Source organism: Nitratireductor rhodophyticola (genome assembly GCF_019891355.1).
Lineage (GTDB): Bacteria > Pseudomonadota > Alphaproteobacteria > Rhizobiales > Rhizobiaceae > Nitratireductor > Nitratireductor rhodophyticola.
The window spans coordinates 856,598-874,553 of the sequence record NZ_JAHSSF010000003.1 but is presented as its reverse complement, the minus strand read 5'-3'; the positions used below and the strand labels follow the sequence as shown (position 1 = coordinate 874,553).

Here is a 17,956-nt window from a genome sequence, read left to right as displayed (position 1 = left end):
GGAACGCCCCATGGCCATGGTCATCGAAGGTGAAGAACGCATCGAAGCGCCGGTGGACACCGTCTGGCAGGCTCTGAACGATCCCGAGGTTCTGAAGGACTGCATTCCCGGCTGTCAGGAACTGACCAAGACGTCGGACACCGAGTTTGAAGCCGTTGTTACGCTCAAGATCGGACCGATCAAGGCGAAATTCAACGGCGCGGTGGAGCTCACCAATCTCAACCCGCCGCACTCCTACACGATCACGGGCGAAGGCAAGGGCGGCGTGGCCGGCTTTGCCAAGGGCGGGGCAGACGTCTCGCTGAAGGAAGACGGTCCCGACGCAACGATCTTAAGCTACAGCGCCAAGGCGGATGTCGGCGGCAAGATGGCCCAGCTCGGCAGCCGTCTCATTCAGTCGACTTCCAAGAAACTTGCCGGCCAGTTCTTCTCCGACTTCAACGCCCGGGTTACCGGTGGCGATGCCGGGGAAGCCGCAGCGTCCTGACATTGGCGGCCCAAAAGGGGTGGGTGGCTAAAAACCCTGCGCTTACCCCTTGAAGACCGGCTTGCGCTTTTCGAGAAACGCGGCGACGCCCTCGCGGTAGTCGTCCGAGCGGCCGGCTTCGCGCTGCAATTCGCGCTCCAGCTCAAGCTGCGCATCGAGCGAGCTTCCCGGAGCGGCGTGGATCGCCTTCTTGATCAGGCCGTAGGCGTGGGTCGGTCCGCTGGCCAGTTTCTCCACCAGCGCCTCCGCCTCGCTCATCAGGGCGTCGTCCTCGACGGCGCGCCAGATCAGACCCCAGTTTGCAGCATCCTCCGCCGAGAGCGGCTCGCCCGTGAGCGCCAGCGCCTTGGCGCGCGGCTCACCCAGAATGCGTGTCAGGAACCAGGTTCCGCCGGAATCCGGCACAAGTGCGATCTTCGCAAAGGCCTGAATGAACTTTGCAGACTTCGCCGCCAGAACGATGTCGCAGGCGAGTGCAATGTTGGCACCCGCACCTGCGGCCACGCCATTCACCGCGCAGACAATAGGCTTGTTCATGCCCCGCAGCCTGCGCACCAGCGGATTATAGAAATTCTCGATCGTATAACCGAGGTCCGGCTTGTCCTCGAGTTTGGCGGGATCGCGGTCGCCCAGATCCTGTCCGGCGCAGAAGCCGCGCCCTGCCCCGGTCAAAAGAACCGCGCGACATGTATCGTCGGCTGAGCACGCTTCCAGCGCTTCGCGCAATGCCGTGTGCTGCTCCTCGTTGAAGGAGTTCAGCTTCTCCGGCCGGTTGAGCGTGATGCGGTGCCATCCATCGTGGCGTTCGTGAAGCACGGTCTGCGAGGTCGCGGCGCTCATGGAAATCCCCTTTGATTGAATGCAGCGCTTTTTACACGCACCGAGCGATCAATCAATTGCAGCAATAGTTTTATTCAAAAACGATGGCCGGCGCTTCATCCGCAGCGCTCTGCATGGCTGCCGCAAGATGCGTGTGGACCCTTCCGGCGATCTCCCTGTAGACCCCGGCCTGAACGCCATCGGGGTTCGATGCCACGACCGGCGTCCCCGCGTCGGAGGTTTCGCGCACATCCATCGTCAGGGGCACTTCGCCCAAGAACGGCACCCCCAGCCTTTCTGCCTCGGCCTTTGCGCCGCCATGGCCAAAAATGTCATAGCGCTTGCCCGTGTCGGGGGCGACGAAATAGCTCATATTCTCGACAATGCCGAGCAGCGGGACATCCACCCGCCTGAACATGTTGAGCCCCTTGCGCGCATCGATCAGCGCCAGGTCCTGCGGTGTGGAAACAATCACCGCACCAGCCAGCGGCACCTGCTGCGCCATGGTCAGCTGTGCGTCGCCCGTGCCGGGCGGCATGTCGACCACCAGCACGTCGAGTTCGCCCCAGGCGACGTCACGCAGCATCTGGCGAAGGGCCGAAACGACCATCGGCCCGCGCCAGATCATTGGCGTGTCTTCCTCCACGAGGAAGCCCATGGACATGACCTTTACGCCAAACGCCTCCATCGGCTTCAGCGTCTTGCCATCGGCGGTTTCCGGCTTGCCCTTCAGCCCAAGCAGGCGCGGCATGGAAGGGCCGTAAATGTCCGCATCGAGAATGCCGACCTTCAGACCCAGCGCCTTCAGTCCCAGTGCCAGATTGACCGCCGTTGTCGACTTGCCGACGCCGCCCTTGCCGCTCGCCACGGCAATGATCGCCTTGATGCCCGGCACATCCTGCTTCGCCGGTTGCTGGCCGGCCTGTGCGGCAGGTCCGCCCGGCGCGGGACGTTGCGGAGCAGGCTTCGGGCGTGGTGGCGGTGTCGCGCCCATGCCGCCACCTGCCTTTTCCGCCGTCAGAGCAACCATTGCGCCCTTGACGCCCGGCAGCGATTTGACGGCGTTCTCAGCCGCCTGACGCAGTGGCTCCAGCTCCTGCGCGCGTCTGGCCGGAACGGTAATCGAGAAGAAAACCTTGCCGTCTGCGATGAAAATCTCGGAAACCAGTCCCAGCGAAACGATGTCGCCTTCCAGATCCGGGCCCTTCACGGACCGCAAGCGGTCGATGACGGTCTGTCTGTCGAGAGTCATATGCACGTGCCTTTGCGTTTTCTCTCAGATAATGCAGATGGGCGCGCGGGCCAAGAGAGGCAAATTGGCCAATTTCCGTCGGCACGTCTTGCGCATTGCCGGGCGCGCATCGCCGATGTAGCGTCTCGCCATGATCGACAAGCTGGAATTTTTCATCGCGCTCGCCAGGGAGCAGCATTTCGGGCGGGCCGCCACCGAGCTCGGCATCACGCAGCCCACGCTGTCTGCCGCCATCAAGCAGCTTGAGGACCAGCTTGGCGTCATGCTGGTCCAGCGCGGGTCGCGCTTTCAGGGTCTGACACCGGAGGGCCAGCGCGTTCTCGAATGGGCGCGTCGCATTGTCGGCGACACGCGCACCATGCGCGCCGAGATGAAGGCCGCACGGCGTGGCCTCGCCGGCCATGTGCGTATCGCCGCCATCCCGACCGCACTTGCCATGCTGCCCGAGCTCACCACGCCCTTTCGCGAAAAGCACCCCGAAGTCACTTTCTCCATCATCTCACGCACCTCGCTGGAGGTCTTATCGCTTCTTGAGAACTTCGAGATCGACATCGGCATCACCTATCTCGACAACGAACCGCTCGGTCATGTCGCATCCGTGCCGCTCTATTCCGAGCGCTACCAGCTCATCACCGCCGCCACGAACCGGCTTGCAGACCGCGAAACGGTGACATGGAAGGAGGTGGCCGAACTGCCACTCTGCCTCCTCACGCCCGACATGCAGAACCGGCGCATCATCAACAAACATCTGGAGGAGGTGGGGGCAACGGCCCATCCCACACTCGAATCCAATTCGATGATCGTGCTCTTCTCCCATATCCGCACCGGCAAATGGGCCTCCATCATGCCGCTTAATCTTGCGGAAGTTCTGGGTTTTGCCGAGCCTATCCGGGCCATCCCCATTGTCGAACCGGACGCGAGCCATCTCGTCGGTCTGGTGGCCGTCAAGCGCGAGCCGCACACGCCGCTTGTCTCTGCCCTGCTCTACGAGGCAAGGCTCCTGGCCGAACGGTACGAGTCACAACGATAGATATTTTCTATCAAGCGACGAATATGCTATATTGATCCTGCACAAAGGATTTGTTCCCCTTCAGAACGAGCATCGTTAGGGAGGGCGCTGCGAGATGCAGCAAGCACGTACCGAAATTGCGGCCGCCGTCGAGCCGATCATTGATCGGTGGAAAGGCGAAGAGGGCCCGTTACTTCCCATTCTCAATGGGATTCAACGGGAACTCGGCCATGTGCCGCGTGAAAGCCTGCCTATCATCGCCGAGGCCCTCAACCTGACACGCGCCGAAGTTTATGGCGTTGTCTCGTTCTACCACGACTACCGCGAGAAGCCGGCGGGCCGTCACGTGCTGAAACTGTGCCGGGCCGAGGCCTGCCAGTCCATGGGCGGCGATGCGGTCGCCGAAAAGCTGCAAAAGCTGCTCGGCATCAGGTTTCACGAAACCTCCGCCGATGGCGCCGTGACGCTGGAGCCCGTCTATTGCCTCGGTCTGTGCGCCTGTGCGCCCTCCGCCATGCTCGACGGCGAGGTCATTGGCCGGCTGGATGAGGCGCGAGCCGAGGAAATCGCAGCAGAGGTGCGCGCATGACCATCAACATCTACATTCCGCGCGATGCCGGTGCGCTGGCGCTGGGCGCCGAAAAGGTCGCTGCCGCCGCGCGTGAGGAAATCGAAAAACGCGGTCTCGACGCGAAGATCGTTCGCAATGGCTCGCGCGGCATGTTCTGGCTTGAGCCCATGGTCGAGGTGGAAACCGCCGAGGGCCGCGTAGCCTACGGTCCGGTGAAGCCTGGCGACGTGGCGGGCCTGTTCGACGCCTGCCTGATCGAAGGCGGCGCGCACGACCTCTCCCTCGGCAAGCCCGAGGAAATTCCCTTCCTTGCAAAGCAGACCCGCCTTACCTTCGCCCGCTGCGGCATCATCGATCCGGTATCGCTTGAGGACTACGAGGCGCATGGCGGCCTCCGTGGCCTGCGCAACGCGCTGGAAAAAACGCCGCTCGGCATTGTCGAGGAAGTCACCGAATCCGGCCTGCGAGGCCGTGGCGGCGCTGGCTTCCCGACCGGCATCAAATGGAAGACGGTGCACGACACCGAGGCAACGCAGAAATACATCGTCTGCAACGCCGACGAAGGCGATTCGGGCACCTTCTCCGACCGCATGATCATGGAGGGCGATCCCTTCGTGCTCATCGAAGGCATGGTGATTGCCGGGATCGCTACGGGCGCGACGAAGGGCTATGTCTATCTCCGCTCCGAGTATCCCAATGTTCACCGCATCCTGAACGAGGCGATCGACGCCGCCCACGCAGCCGGCATGCTCGGCAAAAACGTGCTCGGCTCGAATTACGCATTCGACATGGAAGTGCGCGTGGGCGCCGGTGCTTATGTCTGCGGTGAGGAAACGGCGCTGCTCGACAGTCTGGAAGGCAAGCGCGGCCAGGTGCGCGCCAAGCCGCCACTGCCGGCCCATGAAGGCCTGTTCGGCAAGCCGACCGTCATCAACAATGTGATCTCGCTCGCCTCCGTGCCGATAATTCTCGACAAGGGCGGAGCCTATTATCGCGATTTCGGCATGGGCCGTTCGCGTGGCACGATTCCGATCCAGATCACCGGCAATGTGAAGCATGGCGGCCTGTTCGAGACTGCCTTCGGCGTTACCCTCGGCGAGCTGGTGGACGATATCGGCGGTGGCACCGCCACGGGCCGTCCCGTGCGCGCCGTGCAGGTGGGCGGTCCGCTCGGCGCTTACTGGCCCCGCGACCTGTTCGACACGCCCTTCGACTATGAGGCCTTCGCCGCCAAGGATGGCCTCATCGGCCATGCCGGCATCGTGGTCTTCGACGACACGGTCGATCTTCTGAAGCAGGCGCGCTTCGCCATGGAGTTCTGCGCGGTGGAGAGTTGCGGCAAGTGCACGCCCTGCCGCATCGGCTCGACGCGCGGCGTCGAGGTGCTCGACCGGCTGAAGCAGGGCATCGCGCCCGAAGAGCAGATCGAGACCGTGACCGATCTCTGCAACACGATGAAATTCGGATCGCTGTGCGCACTGGGTGGCTTCACGCCCTACCCCGTCATGAGCGCGCTGACCCATTTCCCGGAAGATTTCCGCCCCGCGCCCATGCGGGAGGCTGCGGAGTGATGATGATGACGTCCGGAACCGGAAGCGCGCGTCAGACCCCCCTCTGTCCTGCCGGACATCTCCCCCTCAAGGGGGGAGATCGGCTGGCAGGGGCGGTCGCGCCATCCCGCAACGATGCCGATGAGGCGAGACATTCAAGGCAGCTGATCTCCCCCCTTGAGGGGGAGATGCCTGGCAAGGCAGAGGGGGGCGCGAAGGGGCGCCTGCCTTTCCAGCAAGCCACCAACCCCATGGGAGCCACGCCATGTGCTTCGTGAACGAAATCGACTACGGCACACCCGCAGCGAAATCCGACAAGACGGTGACGCTGACCATCGATGGCCAGTCTGTCACCGTGCCCGAAGGCACGTCGATCATGCGCGCCGCGCGCGAGGCCGGCATCGCCGTCCCGAAGCTCTGCGCCAACGACATGGTCAAGAGCTTCGGCTCCTGCCGTCTCTGCCTGGTTGAGATCGAGGGCAAGGGCGGCACGCCGGCTTCCTGCACCACCCCGGCCATGGACGGCATTTCCGTCAACACCCAGACCGACCGCCTCAACACCATCCGCCGCGGCGTGATGGAACTCTACATGTCCGACCATCCGGAAAACTGCGCGGCCTGCGCCATGGGCAATTGCGAGATGGCGAACATGGCCGAGACCGTGGGCCTGAAGCAGAACCGCTATGGAGATGAAGGGGCAAACCATCTTGCGCCCTCGCCCATCGGTGAGCACGGGGTGAACTTCAAGGAACTGGACGTTTCCAACCCCTATTTCGCCTACGATCCGGCGAAGTGCATCGTCTGCTCGCTGTGCGTTCGCGCCTGTGAAGAGCAGCAGGGCACCTTCGCCCTGACAGTGGAAGGCCGTGGTTTCGAAAGCCGCATCACCGCCGGCATGGACGAGCCCTTCCTGCAGTCGGAATGCGTGTCCTGTGGCGCCTGCGTGCAGGCCTGTCCCACCGGCGCGCTTCAGGAAAAGTCCATCATCGAGATGGGCATGCCCGATCATTCCGCCGTCACCACCTGCGCCTATTGCGGTGTCGGCTGCTCGTTCAAGGCCGAGATGAAGGGCGAGGAAGTCGTCCGCATGGTGCCCTACAAGGACGGCAAGGCCAATCGCGGCCATTCCTGCGTGAAGGGCCGCTTCGCCTATGGCTACGCCACCCACAAGGACCGCATCCTCAATCCGATGATCCGCGAGAAGATCACCGACCCGTGGCGCGAAGTCTCGTGGGAAGAGGTCTATGCCCATATCGGCACCGAGATCGGCCGCATCCAGCAGAAATATGGCCGGGGCTCGGTGGGCGGAATCACGTCGTCGCGTTGCACCAATGAAGAGACCTATCTCGTCCAGAAGCTGGTGCGTCAGGTCTTCGGCAACAACAATGTCGACACCTGCGCACGCGTCTGCCACTCGCCCACCGGCTACGGCCTCAAGACCACCTTCGGCACCTCCGCCGGCACGCAGGATTTCGATTCGGTCGAACATTCCGATGTGGTTCTGGTGATCGGCGCAAACCCGACCGACGGGCATCCCGTGTTCGCCTCTCGGCTGAAAAAGCGCCTGCGCGAAGGCGCGAAGCTGATCGTCCTCGACCCGCGCCGCATCGACCTCGTGCGCACGCCCCATGTGGCGGCGAGCTATCACCTGCCCTTGAAGCCCGGCACCAATGTCGCCGTCTTGACGGCGCTTGCCCATGTAATCGTGTCCGAAGGCCTGTTCGACGAAGCGTTCATCCGCGAGCGCTGCGACTGGGACGAATTCCAGGACTGGGCGAGCTTCGTGCTCCAGCCGGAAAACAGCCCCGAGGCCGTCGAAAAGATGTCCGGCGTTTCCGCCGAGCTGATCCGCGGTGCTGCACGCCTCTACGCAACGGGCGGTAACGGCGCGATCTATTACGGTCTCGGCGTCACCGAGCACAGCCAGGGCTCCACCACCGTCATGGCCATCGCAAACCTTGCCATGGCTACCGGCAATATCGGCCGGCCGGGCGTGGGCGTGAACCCGCTGCGTGGGCAGAACAACGTGCAGGGCTCCTGCGACATGGGCTCCTTCCCGCACGAGATGCCGGGCTACCGCCACATCTCCGAGGATGCGACCCGCGCCATCTATGAGAGCCTGTGGGGCGTGAAGCTCGACAACGAGCCGGGCCTGCGCATTCCCAACATGCTCGACGCCGCCGTCGATGGCTCCTTCAAGGCGCTTTACGTGCAGGGCGAAGACATTCTCCAGTCCGACCCCAACACGCATCATGTGGCGGCCGGTCTGGAAGCGATGGAATGCGTCATCGTTCACGATCTCTTCCTGAACGAGACCGCCAACTACGCCCATATATTCCTGCCGGGTTCGACCTTCCTTGAGAAGGATGGCACCTTCACCAATGCCGAACGCCGCATCAACCGCGTCCGCAAGGTGATGGAGCCCAAGAACGGCTATGCCGACTGGGAGGTCACGCAGGACATGGCCCGTGCGCTGGGTCAGGACTGGAACTACACGCATCCTTCCGAGATCATGGCCGAGATCGCGGCCACCACGCCAAGCTTCGCCGGCGTGACCTATGAGCTTCTGGAAAAGGAAGGTTCGGTCCAGTGGCCGTGCAACGAAAAGGCTCCCACCGGCACGCCCGTCATGCATATCGACGGCTTTGTGCGCGGCAAGGGCAAGTTCGTGCGCACCGCCTATGTCGCCACCGACGAAAAGGCCGGTCCGCGGTTCCCGCTGCTGCTCACCACCGGGCGCATCCTCTCGCAATACAATGTCGGGGCCCAAACGCGCCGCACGGAGAATGTCGTCTGGCACGACGAGGATCTTCTGGAGGTCCATCCCTTCGACGCCGAGACACGCGGCATCCGCGAGGGCGACTGGGTGAAGCTCAAGAGCCGCTCCGGCGAAACGAGCCTGCGCGCCACCATCACCGAGCGCGTTGCGCCGGGCGTCGTCTACACCACTTTCCACCACCCGGCCACGCAGGCCAATGTGGTGACAACCGAGTATTCCGACTGGGCCACCAACTGCCCCGAATACAAGGTCACGGCGGTGCAGGTCTCACCCTCCAACGGCCCGACCGAGTGGCAGGAAGACTACGAAGAACACGCCCGCCAAAGCCGCCGCATCGTGCATGTGGAGGCGGCGGAGTAGCGATGCTTGCCGGCGGTGCCCTCACCCCCCTCTGCCCTGCCGGGCATCTCCCCCTCAAGGGGGGAGATTGGCTTGCATATATGGCGTCGCAAACCATCGGCGCTGGCGATTGGGGGAACCGTTCCCACCGCGTAATCTCCCCCCTTGAGGGGGAGATGGCTGGCAAGCCAGAGGGGGGTAATAGCGCCACACCGTTGTCATCCCGGAAAGCCGCAGGTTTGTCCGGGACCCATTGGAAGAAAATGGCGTCCCAGGTCCGGTTCTCATCCGGGCATTCACCCTGCTGCCTTCCGCGGACACCGGCTGCGCCTCTCATTGGGTCCCGGCTCTCGCTTTGCTCGGCCGGAATGACGGTCGGGATGATGAATGTGTAGCGCCATGACCCAACCTCCCGCCACAGCCCGCGTTTCAAGAACGGCCCGCCGCACCGGCGGAACGAAGGTCACCCCGCGCACCGTTCCCGAGGAGACGCCCATCGCGCTTTCCTATGGCGGCACCACCCATGCGGTTATGATGGCAACACCTGCCGACCTTGAAGACTTCGCCCTCGGTTTCAGCGTCACGGAAGGGATCGTTTCCAGCGCCGAAGAAATCGACTCCATCACCGTTCAGGAGCTCGGCCCCGGCATCGACCTGCAAATCCGGCTGCACGACACCGCCAACAAGCGTTTTGAGGCGCGCCGCAGGCGGCTTGCCGGTCCCGTCGGCTGCGGGCTTTGCGGGATCGAGAGCATCGAAGAGGCGATGCGCTCCGTACCGGAAACGGCGTCCGATCAGCATTTTTCGGCTGCCGAGATCACCGGTGCCATCAGCGAGCTTTATGAATTTCAGGAACTCCACAAGGCCACTGGCGCCGTCCACGCAGCCGGTTTCTACATACCCGGCAAGGGCGTTGTTGCCGCACGTGAGGATGTGGGCCGGCACAATGCGCTCGACAAGCTGGCAGGCGCTCTCGTCAAGGCCGGTATCAAACGCGACACAGGCGCGGTGATCGTTACCTCGCGCGTTTCGGTCGAGATGGTGCAGAAAACCGCCGCCATCGGCGCGCCGCTCATTGCCGCCGTTTCAGCGCCGACAGCCCTTGCCATCCGTACGGCGGAAACCGCCGGCATGACCCTCGTCGCCCTCGTGCGCGGCGAGGAGTTCGACATTTTCACCCACCCCGAACGCGTGACCATTGGAGCGGCCAGACATGTCGCATGACGAAAAGTTCAAATCCGGCGACGAGCATCTCGTCTACATGGCCAACCAGATTGCCACGTTCTTCACCTCGCAACCGGAAACCGAGCGTGTGGCGGGCGTTGCCGATCACATCAACAAGTTCTGGGAGCCGCGCATGCGTAGCCGCCTGTTCGAAATCATCGAGATGGGCGGCGATGGGCTTTCCCCGCTCGTTCTGGAAGCATCGCAAGCGATCAATCGGCCCAAGGCCGCCTGATGTCAGCCGGCCGGCTGTTTCTCTACCGCCCAATGCAACGGGAACATGGGATCAAACACGGTGATCGTACCGTCTGAGCTGTAGACGGATTTGGGGAACTCCACCGTTTCATCACGGCGCACCAGCGTAATCGTGTCTTCATTGGCAGGCAGACCGTAATAGGCAGGGCCGTTGAGGGAGGCGAAAGCTTCCAGTTTGTCCAGCGCGCCCTCTTCCTCGAACACATGGGCCAGGCAGGACATCGTGTTGATGGACGTGAAGATGCCGGCACAGCCGCAGGCCGACTCCTTGGCCGGGTCGAGATGCGGTGCCGAATCGGTGCCCAGAAAAAAGCGGCTGTCGCCCGATGTTGCCGCCTTGCGCAATGCCAGCCTGTGCTCCTCGCGCTTGGCGACGGGCAGACAGTAGTAGTGCGGGCGAATGCCGCCAGCCAGAATGGCGTTGCGGTTGATGATCAGATGATGCGTGGTGAGTGAGGCGGCGAGGTTTTTCTCCGCGCTCTGAACATAGTCGACCCCGTTCTTCGTGGTCACATGCTCCATGATCACCTTGAGCTCAGGCAGGCGCTCACGCAGCGGATTGAGCACCCGCTCGATGAACACGGCCTCGCGGTCGAAAATGTCGATGGAGGCGTCCGTCACCTCGCCATGCACGCACAGCGGCAGGCCAATCTCGGCCATGCGCTCCAGCACCGGCTGCACCTTCATGAGATCGCGCACGCCGCTCTGGGAATTGGTGGTCGCACCCGCCGGATAGAGCTTCACCGCCGTGATGTGCCCGTCGCGGTGGCCGGCCGCCACGTCATCCGCATCCGTCTGCTCCGTCAGGTAAAGCGTCATCAGCGGCGTGAAATCATGTCCCTCGGGCTTTGCCGCCATGATGCGGTCGCGGTAGGCGAGAGCATCCTTCACCGTCACCACCGGCGGCACCAGATTGGGCATGATGATCGCGCGGGCGAAATCGGCGGAAGAATGCGGCAGAACCGCTTCCAGAACCGCGCCATCGCGCAGATGCAGATGCCAGTCGTCGGGGCGGCGGATGGTCAGGGTTTTCACGGAACGTCTACTCCGGACAGGAAAATTCGGTGCGCACGATCTGCGCTTCCCTTTCCTTCGCCCATGCCGCCAAGGATTTCAAGGGTGTGTCAAAGAGACAGGCGCCGGGCCGCGCCGGGGAGGAGGCCGGCGCGGCGCTGCCTCACGCCACCTGATAATCAGGCGCGGAGCGCAGATAGCGTGCATAGGCATCGGCATCCGGAGGGGAGAGATTTTCCGCCAGCGGGTTGCGGCGTTTCACCCGGGCGCCCATGTCGTCGATCAACTCGTCGAAATGCTTGAAGTGATAGGGCGCCACGCACAGGCCGCCATAGATCTTCGCGGCCGGTCGCTCGTTGCGTCGCCAGTGGAGCATCATGTCCATGTTGGCGCGCATTTCCTCCGGGGTCGGTTGTTTCGTCAGTTTTCCGTCCGCGTAGCGCACCAGCCATTCGGCGGCGAGGTCGGCGCACAGAACGGTGCAGAAAGACGAGTTGAAACCGACAAAGCCGAGATCGGGAATATCCGGATTGGCAATCAGGCGATAGAGCCGGTACTGCCCGTCCGGCTCCACCAGCTTTTCGCGGTATTCGGCCGGCAGGTAGGGAACGCCGAGCTTCCAGCCAACCGCCAGGATCGCCATGTCGGATTTGATGACTTCACCTCCGGTCAGCCTTATCGCGCCGGGCTCATAGCTCGCGAAGGTACCCTGCACGGCCTTGATGCGCCCGTCTGCCACCATCTCGAAAAAGCCCGGCGTGGCGATGGGAACCGAGCAATTCACGCCGCCTTCGATGGGCTCTTTCGGCTTCAGCCCGGTCTTGTTGAGCTTGAGCTGCACGGTCAGAAGCGCTTCCAGCGCGCGCCAGTGGGCCCAGATGAAGGGCCGGGCAACGGCATGGTTGAAGCGGGCAAAGCCGCTCAGGCTCCAGCCCGGAAACATCTTCTCCTGCGCGCGGATATAGAGGATGCGCTTGAAGTTGATCAGCCCGCCGACAAAGTAGGGAATGCGCCAGACCGATTCCAGATAGACGATGGTGACGGAGCGAGCACCCGATCTCACCGCACTCACGGCAATGTCGGTCGCCGATTTCGAGAAACCGAGAACCGTGACGTCCCTGCCCTTCACCATGGCCGGATCGGTGTATTCGGACGAGTGAATCACGGCCCCTCCCACCGCTTCGAACTCCTCCTGGCCCGGATGGGTGAGAATGTTCTTCTCACTGAACTGGCCGGTGCACACAGCGACAAAATCGAAGGTTTCGCTGGTTTTCTCGCCATTCGCCGTTTCGAGATCGAGCTCCCAGCCGGGTTTGCCATCGTCGCGCCGGCGCATGGCAGAAACGGAGGTGTTGAAGCGGATCAGCGGGCGCAGACCGTGGTCGTCTGCATAGTCCGACAGGTAGGAAAATACCTGCGGGCCCTTCGGCCATTCGGGAAAATCCTTCGGCATCGCCTTGTCGGTGTAACGATAGAGATCCTTGGGGCTCTGCGTCTGTACATCCGGATAGGAGCGTGACGGCTCCCAGACGCCGCCCAGTTCGTGACTGCGTTCAAGAACGGTTACCCGGTGGCCACGCTTCTTGAAGGAGCGGGCGGCGGCAAGGCCGCTGACGCCGGCGCCGATCACGCAGACATGCTTTCGTTTTGTCATGACGTTGTTCCTCCCGTCCGGCAAATTCTGGACGCGCGCCTCCCCGCACCGCGTGTCGCCACGTCGCCAAAGGTCCCTTGCCGGCCTTGATTGTTATCGGGTCTGTGGGCCGGCCCAACCCTGAGCCGGCCAAAGCGCCTGGCGCTAGTCGTTTGCTTCCGGTGGCAGGAAATCCACTTCGTGAAGGGCCGAAACCTTCACCACCTCTTCCGGGTCGGTCATGTTGTGCAGCGTCTCGAATAGCGCTTCGAGCTTGCGCGCCGGCGAAACCCAGAAGAGCGCGCGGGCCGGTTTGTCGGACTTGTTGAAATAGCCATGTGGAACGCCGCGCGGCATGCGCACCAGATCGCCCGCCTTCGCCTTCATCCACTTGCCGTCGAGCTTCAGATCCAGCTCGCCTTCCTGCACCAGAATGAACTCTTCCTGTGTAGGATGAACATGAACCGGCACGAACTGGCCCGGGTCGCTGTTGGTCTCAAAGGCGAAGGTGGAATCGCATGTGGCCTTGGGAAAATAGACCTGACCGAGAATGTTCCATTCCTTGCCGGCATATCCCTCACCGTTTGCGGTGACGCCTTTTTCGAGTTGCTTTTCCATGATTTTCCTCCCTTGATCACGGAGTTTCATGGTGCCCGGAAGCGACCCGGAAAAATATCCGGAAACTGAACCAAATATCCGAAAAACGAAAAAAACAGACCGGTTTTGGCGAGAAACCAGGACAAATCTTGGAGAAACCAAAACACCTGCTAAACTCGGGGAATGGTGATCGCCCGGGAGGAGTGGGGCGACCGCCCGTTGTCCAGCCACGCCCTTTTTCAGACGGACGATCTGGACTGTGCACGGGAGAAGGTTGCCCGGAAATTCTGCAACCACCGGCTGGAAGTGGTCGGCGGCGGACGGTTTCGCGCGGTGCAAAACCACCAGCCGGGCCTCCTCGTTTCCCTCAACTATATCAGCTACGGTGCCGATGTTCTGATCGACCCCGGCGCGCTCGAAACCTTCTATCTCATACAGATTCCGATTTCCGGCTGCGCGACCATCAAACACAACCGGAAGGAATTCCTGAGCGATGGCGACAGGGCGGCGCTGCTCAATGCCGACCGCGAAACCTCCATGCGCTGGTGGGCCGGGTGCGAGCAGGTTCTGGTGCAGATCCCCAAAGCCTCGTTCATGGGTTTCGCCGAGCAGCTCTGCGAGCGCCCGCTGCCGGGACCTGTGGTGTTCGATCCGGTGATCGATTTCACCCGGCCGGAGCTTGCTTCATGGCGCAATCTGGTCAATGCGATGTTCCGCGCCGCCAACAAGCCCGAAAAGCAGGTGCTGAACCTTTGCGCCGCGTTCCACGAGCAGCGCATTCTCGAGGCGCTTCTGAGACTCCAGCCGCACAACCTCTCCGCTTTCTTTGACACAAAGCAGGAGGCGGCACCGCGGCAGGTGAAGCGGGCCGACGCGTTCATCAGGGAGAATGCGCACCGCCCGATCACCCTGACCGACATCGCGGCGGCATCGGGTGTCGGCGCGCGGGCGCTGCAGCTTGCCTACAAACGCACGCACGGTCTTTCGCCCATGCACGCGCTGACCCTTGAGCGTCTGCGTCGCGTGCGGTTCGATCTGGAAAATGCCCAAGGGGAAATTTCGGTAACGGAAACAGCGTTGCGCTGGGGGTTCAGCCATCTCGGACGCTTTGCCGCCGACTACCGCAAGACCTTCGGCGAGCGCCCCAGCGAGACGGCCCGCAGAGCCATCTACTGACCCGTCATTTTGCCGCCGGCATCTTCAGTGCGGACACCGACGCTTCGCTGTTGTGGACATAGTCGTTCGCATCCGGCTGGCGCTGCAGGATGAGGATGAACAGGAAGTCCATCAAAGTGAGCTGTGCATCGCGCGACGTGATGGCGGAGGAGCGCACCCGTTCCTCGTCTGCGACCGTGTGCAGGCGAATGTCGGCAACGCGCATCAGCGGATTGTGCTGCAAGCCGGTGACGGAGATGACCGTCGCGCCGCGCGCCTTTGCAAGCTCGGCAATGCGCACCGTCTCGATGCTGGTGCCGGAATAAGACAATGCAAAAAGCACATCCTCTTCGCCCAGAGAGGAGACATTGGCCATCTGCACGTGACTGTCGCTGTCATGCAGGGCGTTGCGGCCGAGCTTCTGGAGCTTGTAGGAAAAGTCGCGCGCGACCAGTGAAGACGCACCGACACCTGCAATGTGAATGCGGCGCGCGGCATCCAATGACTCAAGCGCTCGCGCTATCTCCGGCTCGTGATTGGCGGCGATGGTCTGCTGCATGGAGAGAAGCTTGCTTGAGATCAGCTTTTGCGAAATGGTGGCGTGGCTGTCGCCGATCTCGATGGTGGAGTGGATCATGCCCGGCGGCACCTGCCATTCCTGCGCCTTGGCCTTGCTGACCGCCAGCTTCAGATCCTGATACCCCGAGAAGCCGAGTTTCTGGCTGAACTTCACCACGCTCGACTGGCTGCGGCCGGTCTCTTCGGCCAAGGCCGCGGAGGAGAGCCTGAGCACGCGGTCGGGATTGTCGACGATGAACTGGCCGATCTGCCGGTCGGCCGGCGCCATGGTCTCAAGCTGCGCGTCGATGATCTTCAGGACAGACATGGCTTCCTTTCGAGGAACGGGATAGCGAAACTAAATGAGTTTCGCCGCCAGGGGAATCCCGCAGGAATTACAAAATGGAATAATATATTCCCAAGAGGGCTTGATCAAAGGAATTCACCAATAGAGACTGCGCTCCGACAATCGGTGTTTCCGGAACCACCATCATGGACAGACTGAGAATAACAGGGGGCCAGCCGCTTCAGGGCGCCGTCACCATTGCCGGGGCAAAGAATGCCGCGCTGCCGCAGATTGCCTCCGCACTCTTGAGCCCGCATCCGCTGGAACTGTCGAACCTGCCACTGGTCTCCGATGTGGAGAACATGCTCCAGGTCGCCGAGCTTTACGGGGCATTGGTGACGCGCAACGCCCACACGGCGGTGATCGACGCCAGCGCGATGGTTTCATGCGAAGTCTCCTATGAAACCGTGCGGCGGATGCGGGCCACGGTCCTGTTTCTCGGGCCACTGCTTGCGCGGTTTGGCGAGGCGCGGGTATCGCTGCCCGGCGGCTGCGCCATCGGGGCGCGGCCGGTGGACATGCATTTGAAAGCGCTCGAAATGCTGGGTGCAGACATCGGCATCGAAGGCGGGCTGATCGTCGCCCGCGCAACCGATGGGCTCAAAGGCACACGGGTGATCCTGAGTTCGCCTTCGGTGGGCGCGACGGAGACGGCCATGATGGCGGCCACTGCAGCGCACGGCGAGACCCAAATCCTGAATGCGGCGCGCGAACCGGAAGTGGCGGACCTCGCCGCCTGCCTCAACGCCATGGGCGCGAAGATCGAGGGAGCGGGAACGCATCGAATCATCATCGAGGGCGGCACCGAGTGGAAGGCTGCTGCGCATCACGTCATCCCCGACCGCATCGAGGCTGGCACCTATGCGGTGGCTGCGGCCATCACCGGTGGCGCGCTGGAACTCGTGAACGCGCGCATGGAAAACCTCGCCGCCGTGATCCAGGCGCTGGAGATGATGGGCGTGAATGTGTGGCCGAGCGACCGGGGCCTGGTGGTTTCGAGAAGCGGCACCCTGCGCACGACCGACCTCACCACGGAACCCTATCCGGGCTTTCCGACAGACCTTCAGGCGCAGTTCATGGCGCTCGCCTGCTGCGCCGACGGAACATCGCTCATCCGCGAGACGATTTTCGAGAACCGTTTCATGCATGTGCCGGAACTGGCGCGGCTCGGCGCCGACATCACCCTACAGGGCACGACGGCCGTGGTCCGGGGCGGCAAGCCGCTCAAGGGGGCGCAGGTGATGGCAACGGATCTGCGCGCTTCGGTCTGCCTTGTGCTTGCAGCGCTTGCCGCGGAAGGCGAAACCATCATCAACCGCGTCTATCACATCGACCGCGGCTATGAGCAGCTCGACCGAAAACTGGCGCAATGCGGCGCGACAATCGAGCGGTTGCAGACATGAGCGGCGGGGAGAGCCATTTTTATCTCGGCGTCGATGGCGGCGGCACGGGCTGCCGGGCCCGCATAGAGGATGCAGCAGGTGCCGTGCTCGGTCAGGGCCTTTCCGGCCCGGCCACCACGCGGCTTGGCGTTGAGGCGGCCTGGGCGTCGGTCCTGCGCGCAGTGGACGCTGCAATCGAGGAAGCGGGCTTTGGCGAGGCAGAGATCGCCCGCATTCATGCCGGGATCGGCCTTGCCGGCATGCGCCGCAAGGGTGCCGTCGAGGCGTTTCAGGCGCTATCGCACCCCTTCGCCAGCATCGTCTTTGCCAGCGACAGCGACACGGCGTGCCTTGGCGCGCATTCGGGTCTCGATGGCGCCATCGCCATTGCCGGCACCGGCTCGGTGGGGCTTGGCATCGTGGATGGAAAGCATCTGCGCATTGGCGGCTACGGTTTTCCGATTTCCGATGAGGGAAGCGGCGCGGATATCGGCCTCAATGCCGTGCGTGCCGCACTGCAGGGCCATGACGGACGCATTCCGCAAAGCGCGCTTCTGACCGAAGTGATGCGCCGCTTCGACGATGACCCGGCAGAGGTGGTGGCCTGGATGGACCGGGCAAGTGCCACGGACTATGCCACCTTCGCGCCCATGGTGCTCCGCCATGCCGACCAGGGCGATGCCGCCGCGCGGCGCATCGTGCAGGACGCGGCTGCGCAGATCGACATGCTGGTGCGCACGCTGTTCGATCAGGGCGCACCGCGCGTGACACTGCTTGGCGGGCTTTCAGGCCCTCTCGAGCCCTGGCTCTCACCCGATGTGCGCCGGCGCCTGAAGCCCGCCGACGGCGATGCCGTGGACGGCGCGATCATCCTTGCGCGCCGGGCGGTGGAGGGGCGGGGGCACTGTAAATGAACGGGACAATCGCGTTGCATCAACGCTGTGCGTGGTTCGACAAGCTCACCATGAGGGAGGGCTTTGATTGCA

Annotated in this window: 17 protein-coding genes; 11 read left to right on the top strand and 6 right to left on the bottom strand. The window is 62.9% G+C overall.

The genetic code is table 11. From position 1 onward, the window contains the following. Positions 1–10 precede the first annotated feature (10 nt). Positions 11–487: a CoxG family protein gene (locus KUG85_RS15295; protein WP_065816589.1), complete on the top strand. Its 477-nt coding sequence runs from the start codon at positions 11–13 to the stop codon at positions 485–487. Between the two features lie 42 nt (positions 488–529). Here KUG85_RS15295 and paaG read toward each other — a convergent pair whose 3' ends face one another. Both paaG and KUG85_RS15285 read right to left on the bottom strand, forming a co-directional pair. Continuing rightward, complete coding sequence (gene paaG, locus KUG85_RS15290) at positions 530–1,327, bottom strand: 2-(1,2-epoxy-1,2-dihydrophenyl)acetyl-CoA isomerase PaaG (protein WP_223005811.1); 798 nt, start codon at positions 1,325–1,327, stop codon at positions 530–532. A 70-nt stretch (positions 1,328–1,397) separates the two neighbouring features. Continuing rightward, positions 1,398–2,558, bottom strand: coding sequence for an Mrp/NBP35 family ATP-binding protein (locus tag KUG85_RS15285; protein WP_223005810.1), 1,161 nt, complete (start codon positions 2,556–2,558; stop codon positions 1,398–1,400). Between the two features lie 130 nt (positions 2,559–2,688). On the opposite strand from KUG85_RS15285, the gene KUG85_RS15280 reads away from it, so the two are divergent. From KUG85_RS15280 to KUG85_RS15255, 6 genes are all read left to right on the top strand, one after another. After that, complete coding sequence (locus KUG85_RS15280; RefSeq protein WP_223005809.1) at positions 2,689–3,588, top strand: LysR family transcriptional regulator; 900 nt, start codon at positions 2,689–2,691, stop codon at positions 3,586–3,588. A gap of 94 nt (positions 3,589–3,682) precedes the next feature. Continuing rightward, positions 3,683–4,156: a formate dehydrogenase subunit gamma gene (locus KUG85_RS15275; protein WP_065816593.1), complete on the top strand. Its 474-nt coding sequence runs from the start codon at positions 3,683–3,685 to the stop codon at positions 4,154–4,156. Beyond that, a complete protein-coding gene (locus KUG85_RS15270) occupies positions 4,153–5,709 on the top strand; it encodes a formate dehydrogenase beta subunit (protein WP_223005808.1) in 1,557 nt (518 codons plus the stop codon). The genes KUG85_RS15275 and KUG85_RS15270 overlap by 4 nt, the downstream gene beginning before the upstream one ends. Before the next feature lie 244 nt (positions 5,710–5,953). After that, entirely contained in the window at positions 5,954–8,827 is a 2,874-nt protein-coding gene (gene fdhF / locus KUG85_RS15265) for a formate dehydrogenase subunit alpha (RefSeq protein ID WP_223005807.1), read from the top strand. A gap of 378 nt (positions 8,828–9,205) precedes the next feature. Further along, a complete protein-coding gene (fdhD, locus tag KUG85_RS15260) occupies positions 9,206–10,030 on the top strand; it encodes a formate dehydrogenase accessory sulfurtransferase FdhD (RefSeq protein WP_223005806.1) in 825 nt (274 codons plus the stop codon). Further along, the gene (locus KUG85_RS15255; protein WP_223005805.1) at positions 10,020–10,265 is read left to right on the top strand and encodes a formate dehydrogenase subunit delta; all 246 of its coding nucleotides are present in this window, start codon (positions 10,020–10,022) and stop codon (positions 10,263–10,265) included. The genes fdhD and KUG85_RS15255 overlap by 11 nt, the downstream gene beginning before the upstream one ends. A 2-nt stretch (positions 10,266–10,267) precedes the next feature. On the opposite strand, the gene pyrC is transcribed toward KUG85_RS15255, so the two are convergent. After that, positions 10,268–11,320 (bottom strand): dihydroorotase, encoded by a 1,053-nt coding sequence (pyrC, locus tag KUG85_RS15250; RefSeq protein WP_223005804.1) that lies wholly within the window; start codon positions 11,318–11,320, stop codon positions 10,268–10,270. Positions 11,321–11,349: 29 nt separating this feature from the next. On the opposite strand from pyrC, the gene KUG85_RS21120 reads away from it, so the two are divergent. Next, positions 11,350–11,475 (top strand): hypothetical protein, encoded by a 126-nt coding sequence (locus KUG85_RS21120; RefSeq protein ID WP_255606425.1) that lies wholly within the window; start codon positions 11,350–11,352, stop codon positions 11,473–11,475. On the opposite strand, the gene KUG85_RS15245 is transcribed toward KUG85_RS21120, so the two are convergent. Both KUG85_RS15245 and KUG85_RS15240 read right to left on the bottom strand, forming a co-directional pair. Next, positions 11,463–12,953 carry a flavin-containing monooxygenase gene (locus KUG85_RS15245; protein ID WP_223005803.1) on the bottom strand — a complete coding sequence of 497 codons (1,491 nt, stop codon included), beginning with the start codon at positions 12,951–12,953 and terminating at the stop codon, positions 11,463–11,465. The two genes, KUG85_RS21120 and KUG85_RS15245, sit on opposite strands and share 13 nt — an antisense overlap. Before the next feature lie 144 nt (positions 12,954–13,097). Further along, positions 13,098–13,550, bottom strand: coding sequence for a cupin domain-containing protein (locus KUG85_RS15240; RefSeq protein WP_223005802.1), 453 nt, complete (start codon positions 13,548–13,550; stop codon positions 13,098–13,100). Between the two features lie 162 nt (positions 13,551–13,712). Between KUG85_RS15240 and KUG85_RS15235 the strand changes: the two genes are divergently transcribed. Next, on the top strand, positions 13,713–14,705 hold the full coding sequence (locus tag KUG85_RS15235; protein ID WP_223005801.1) for an AraC family transcriptional regulator: 993 nt from the start codon (positions 13,713–13,715) through the stop codon (positions 14,703–14,705). 4 nt (positions 14,706–14,709) lie between these two features. Here KUG85_RS15235 and KUG85_RS15230 read toward each other — a convergent pair whose 3' ends face one another. Further along, positions 14,710–15,570 carry a MurR/RpiR family transcriptional regulator gene (locus tag KUG85_RS15230; RefSeq protein WP_223005800.1) on the bottom strand — a complete coding sequence of 287 codons (861 nt, stop codon included), beginning with the start codon at positions 15,568–15,570 and terminating at the stop codon, positions 14,710–14,712. 164 nt (positions 15,571–15,734) lie between these two features. Between KUG85_RS15230 and murA the strand changes: the two genes are divergently transcribed. Beyond that, on the top strand, positions 15,735–16,991 hold the full coding sequence (gene murA, locus KUG85_RS15225) for a UDP-N-acetylglucosamine 1-carboxyvinyltransferase (RefSeq protein WP_223005799.1): 1,257 nt from the start codon (positions 15,735–15,737) through the stop codon (positions 16,989–16,991). Further along, the gene (locus KUG85_RS15220; protein WP_223005798.1) at positions 16,988–17,884 is read left to right on the top strand and encodes an N-acetylglucosamine kinase; all 897 of its coding nucleotides are present in this window, start codon (positions 16,988–16,990) and stop codon (positions 17,882–17,884) included. Before murA ends, KUG85_RS15220 begins: the two co-directional genes overlap by 4 nt. Positions 17,885–17,956 lie beyond the last annotated feature (72 nt).

What these genes read in the sequence shown, in the direction of transcription:
- KUG85_RS15295 (WP_065816589.1), top strand. Translation starts at nt 11, where the DNA reads ATGGCCATGGTCATCGAAGGTGAAGAACGCATCGAAGCGCCGGTGGAC.
- paaG (WP_223005811.1), bottom strand. Translation starts at nt 1,327, where the DNA reads ATGAGCGCCGCGACCTCGCAGACCGTGCTTCACGAACGCCACGATGGA.
- KUG85_RS15285 (WP_223005810.1), bottom strand. Translation starts at nt 2,558, where the DNA reads ATGACTCTCGACAGACAGACCGTCATCGACCGCTTGCGGTCCGTGAAG.
- KUG85_RS15280 (WP_223005809.1), top strand. Translation starts at nt 2,689, where the DNA reads ATGATCGACAAGCTGGAATTTTTCATCGCGCTCGCCAGGGAGCAGCAT.
- KUG85_RS15275 (WP_065816593.1), top strand. Translation starts at nt 3,683, where the DNA reads ATGCAGCAAGCACGTACCGAAATTGCGGCCGCCGTCGAGCCGATCATT.
- KUG85_RS15270 (WP_223005808.1), top strand. Translation starts at nt 4,153, where the DNA reads ATGACCATCAACATCTACATTCCGCGCGATGCCGGTGCGCTGGCGCTG.
- fdhF (WP_223005807.1), top strand. Translation starts at nt 5,954, where the DNA reads ATGTGCTTCGTGAACGAAATCGACTACGGCACACCCGCAGCGAAATCC.
- fdhD (WP_223005806.1), top strand. Translation starts at nt 9,206, where the DNA reads ATGACCCAACCTCCCGCCACAGCCCGCGTTTCAAGAACGGCCCGCCGC.
- KUG85_RS15255 (WP_223005805.1), top strand. Translation starts at nt 10,020, where the DNA reads ATGTCGCATGACGAAAAGTTCAAATCCGGCGACGAGCATCTCGTCTAC.
- KUG85_RS15245 (WP_223005803.1), bottom strand. Translation starts at nt 12,953, where the DNA reads ATGACAAAACGAAAGCATGTCTGCGTGATCGGCGCCGGCGTCAGCGGC.
- KUG85_RS15240 (WP_223005802.1), bottom strand. Translation starts at nt 13,550, where the DNA reads ATGGAAAAGCAACTCGAAAAAGGCGTCACCGCAAACGGTGAGGGATAT.
- KUG85_RS15235 (WP_223005801.1), top strand. Translation starts at nt 13,713, where the DNA reads ATGGTGATCGCCCGGGAGGAGTGGGGCGACCGCCCGTTGTCCAGCCAC.
- KUG85_RS15230 (WP_223005800.1), bottom strand. Translation starts at nt 15,570, where the DNA reads ATGTCTGTCCTGAAGATCATCGACGCGCAGCTTGAGACCATGGCGCCG.
- murA (WP_223005799.1), top strand. Translation starts at nt 15,735, where the DNA reads ATGGACAGACTGAGAATAACAGGGGGCCAGCCGCTTCAGGGCGCCGTC.
- KUG85_RS15220 (WP_223005798.1), top strand. Translation starts at nt 16,988, where the DNA reads ATGAGCGGCGGGGAGAGCCATTTTTATCTCGGCGTCGATGGCGGCGGC.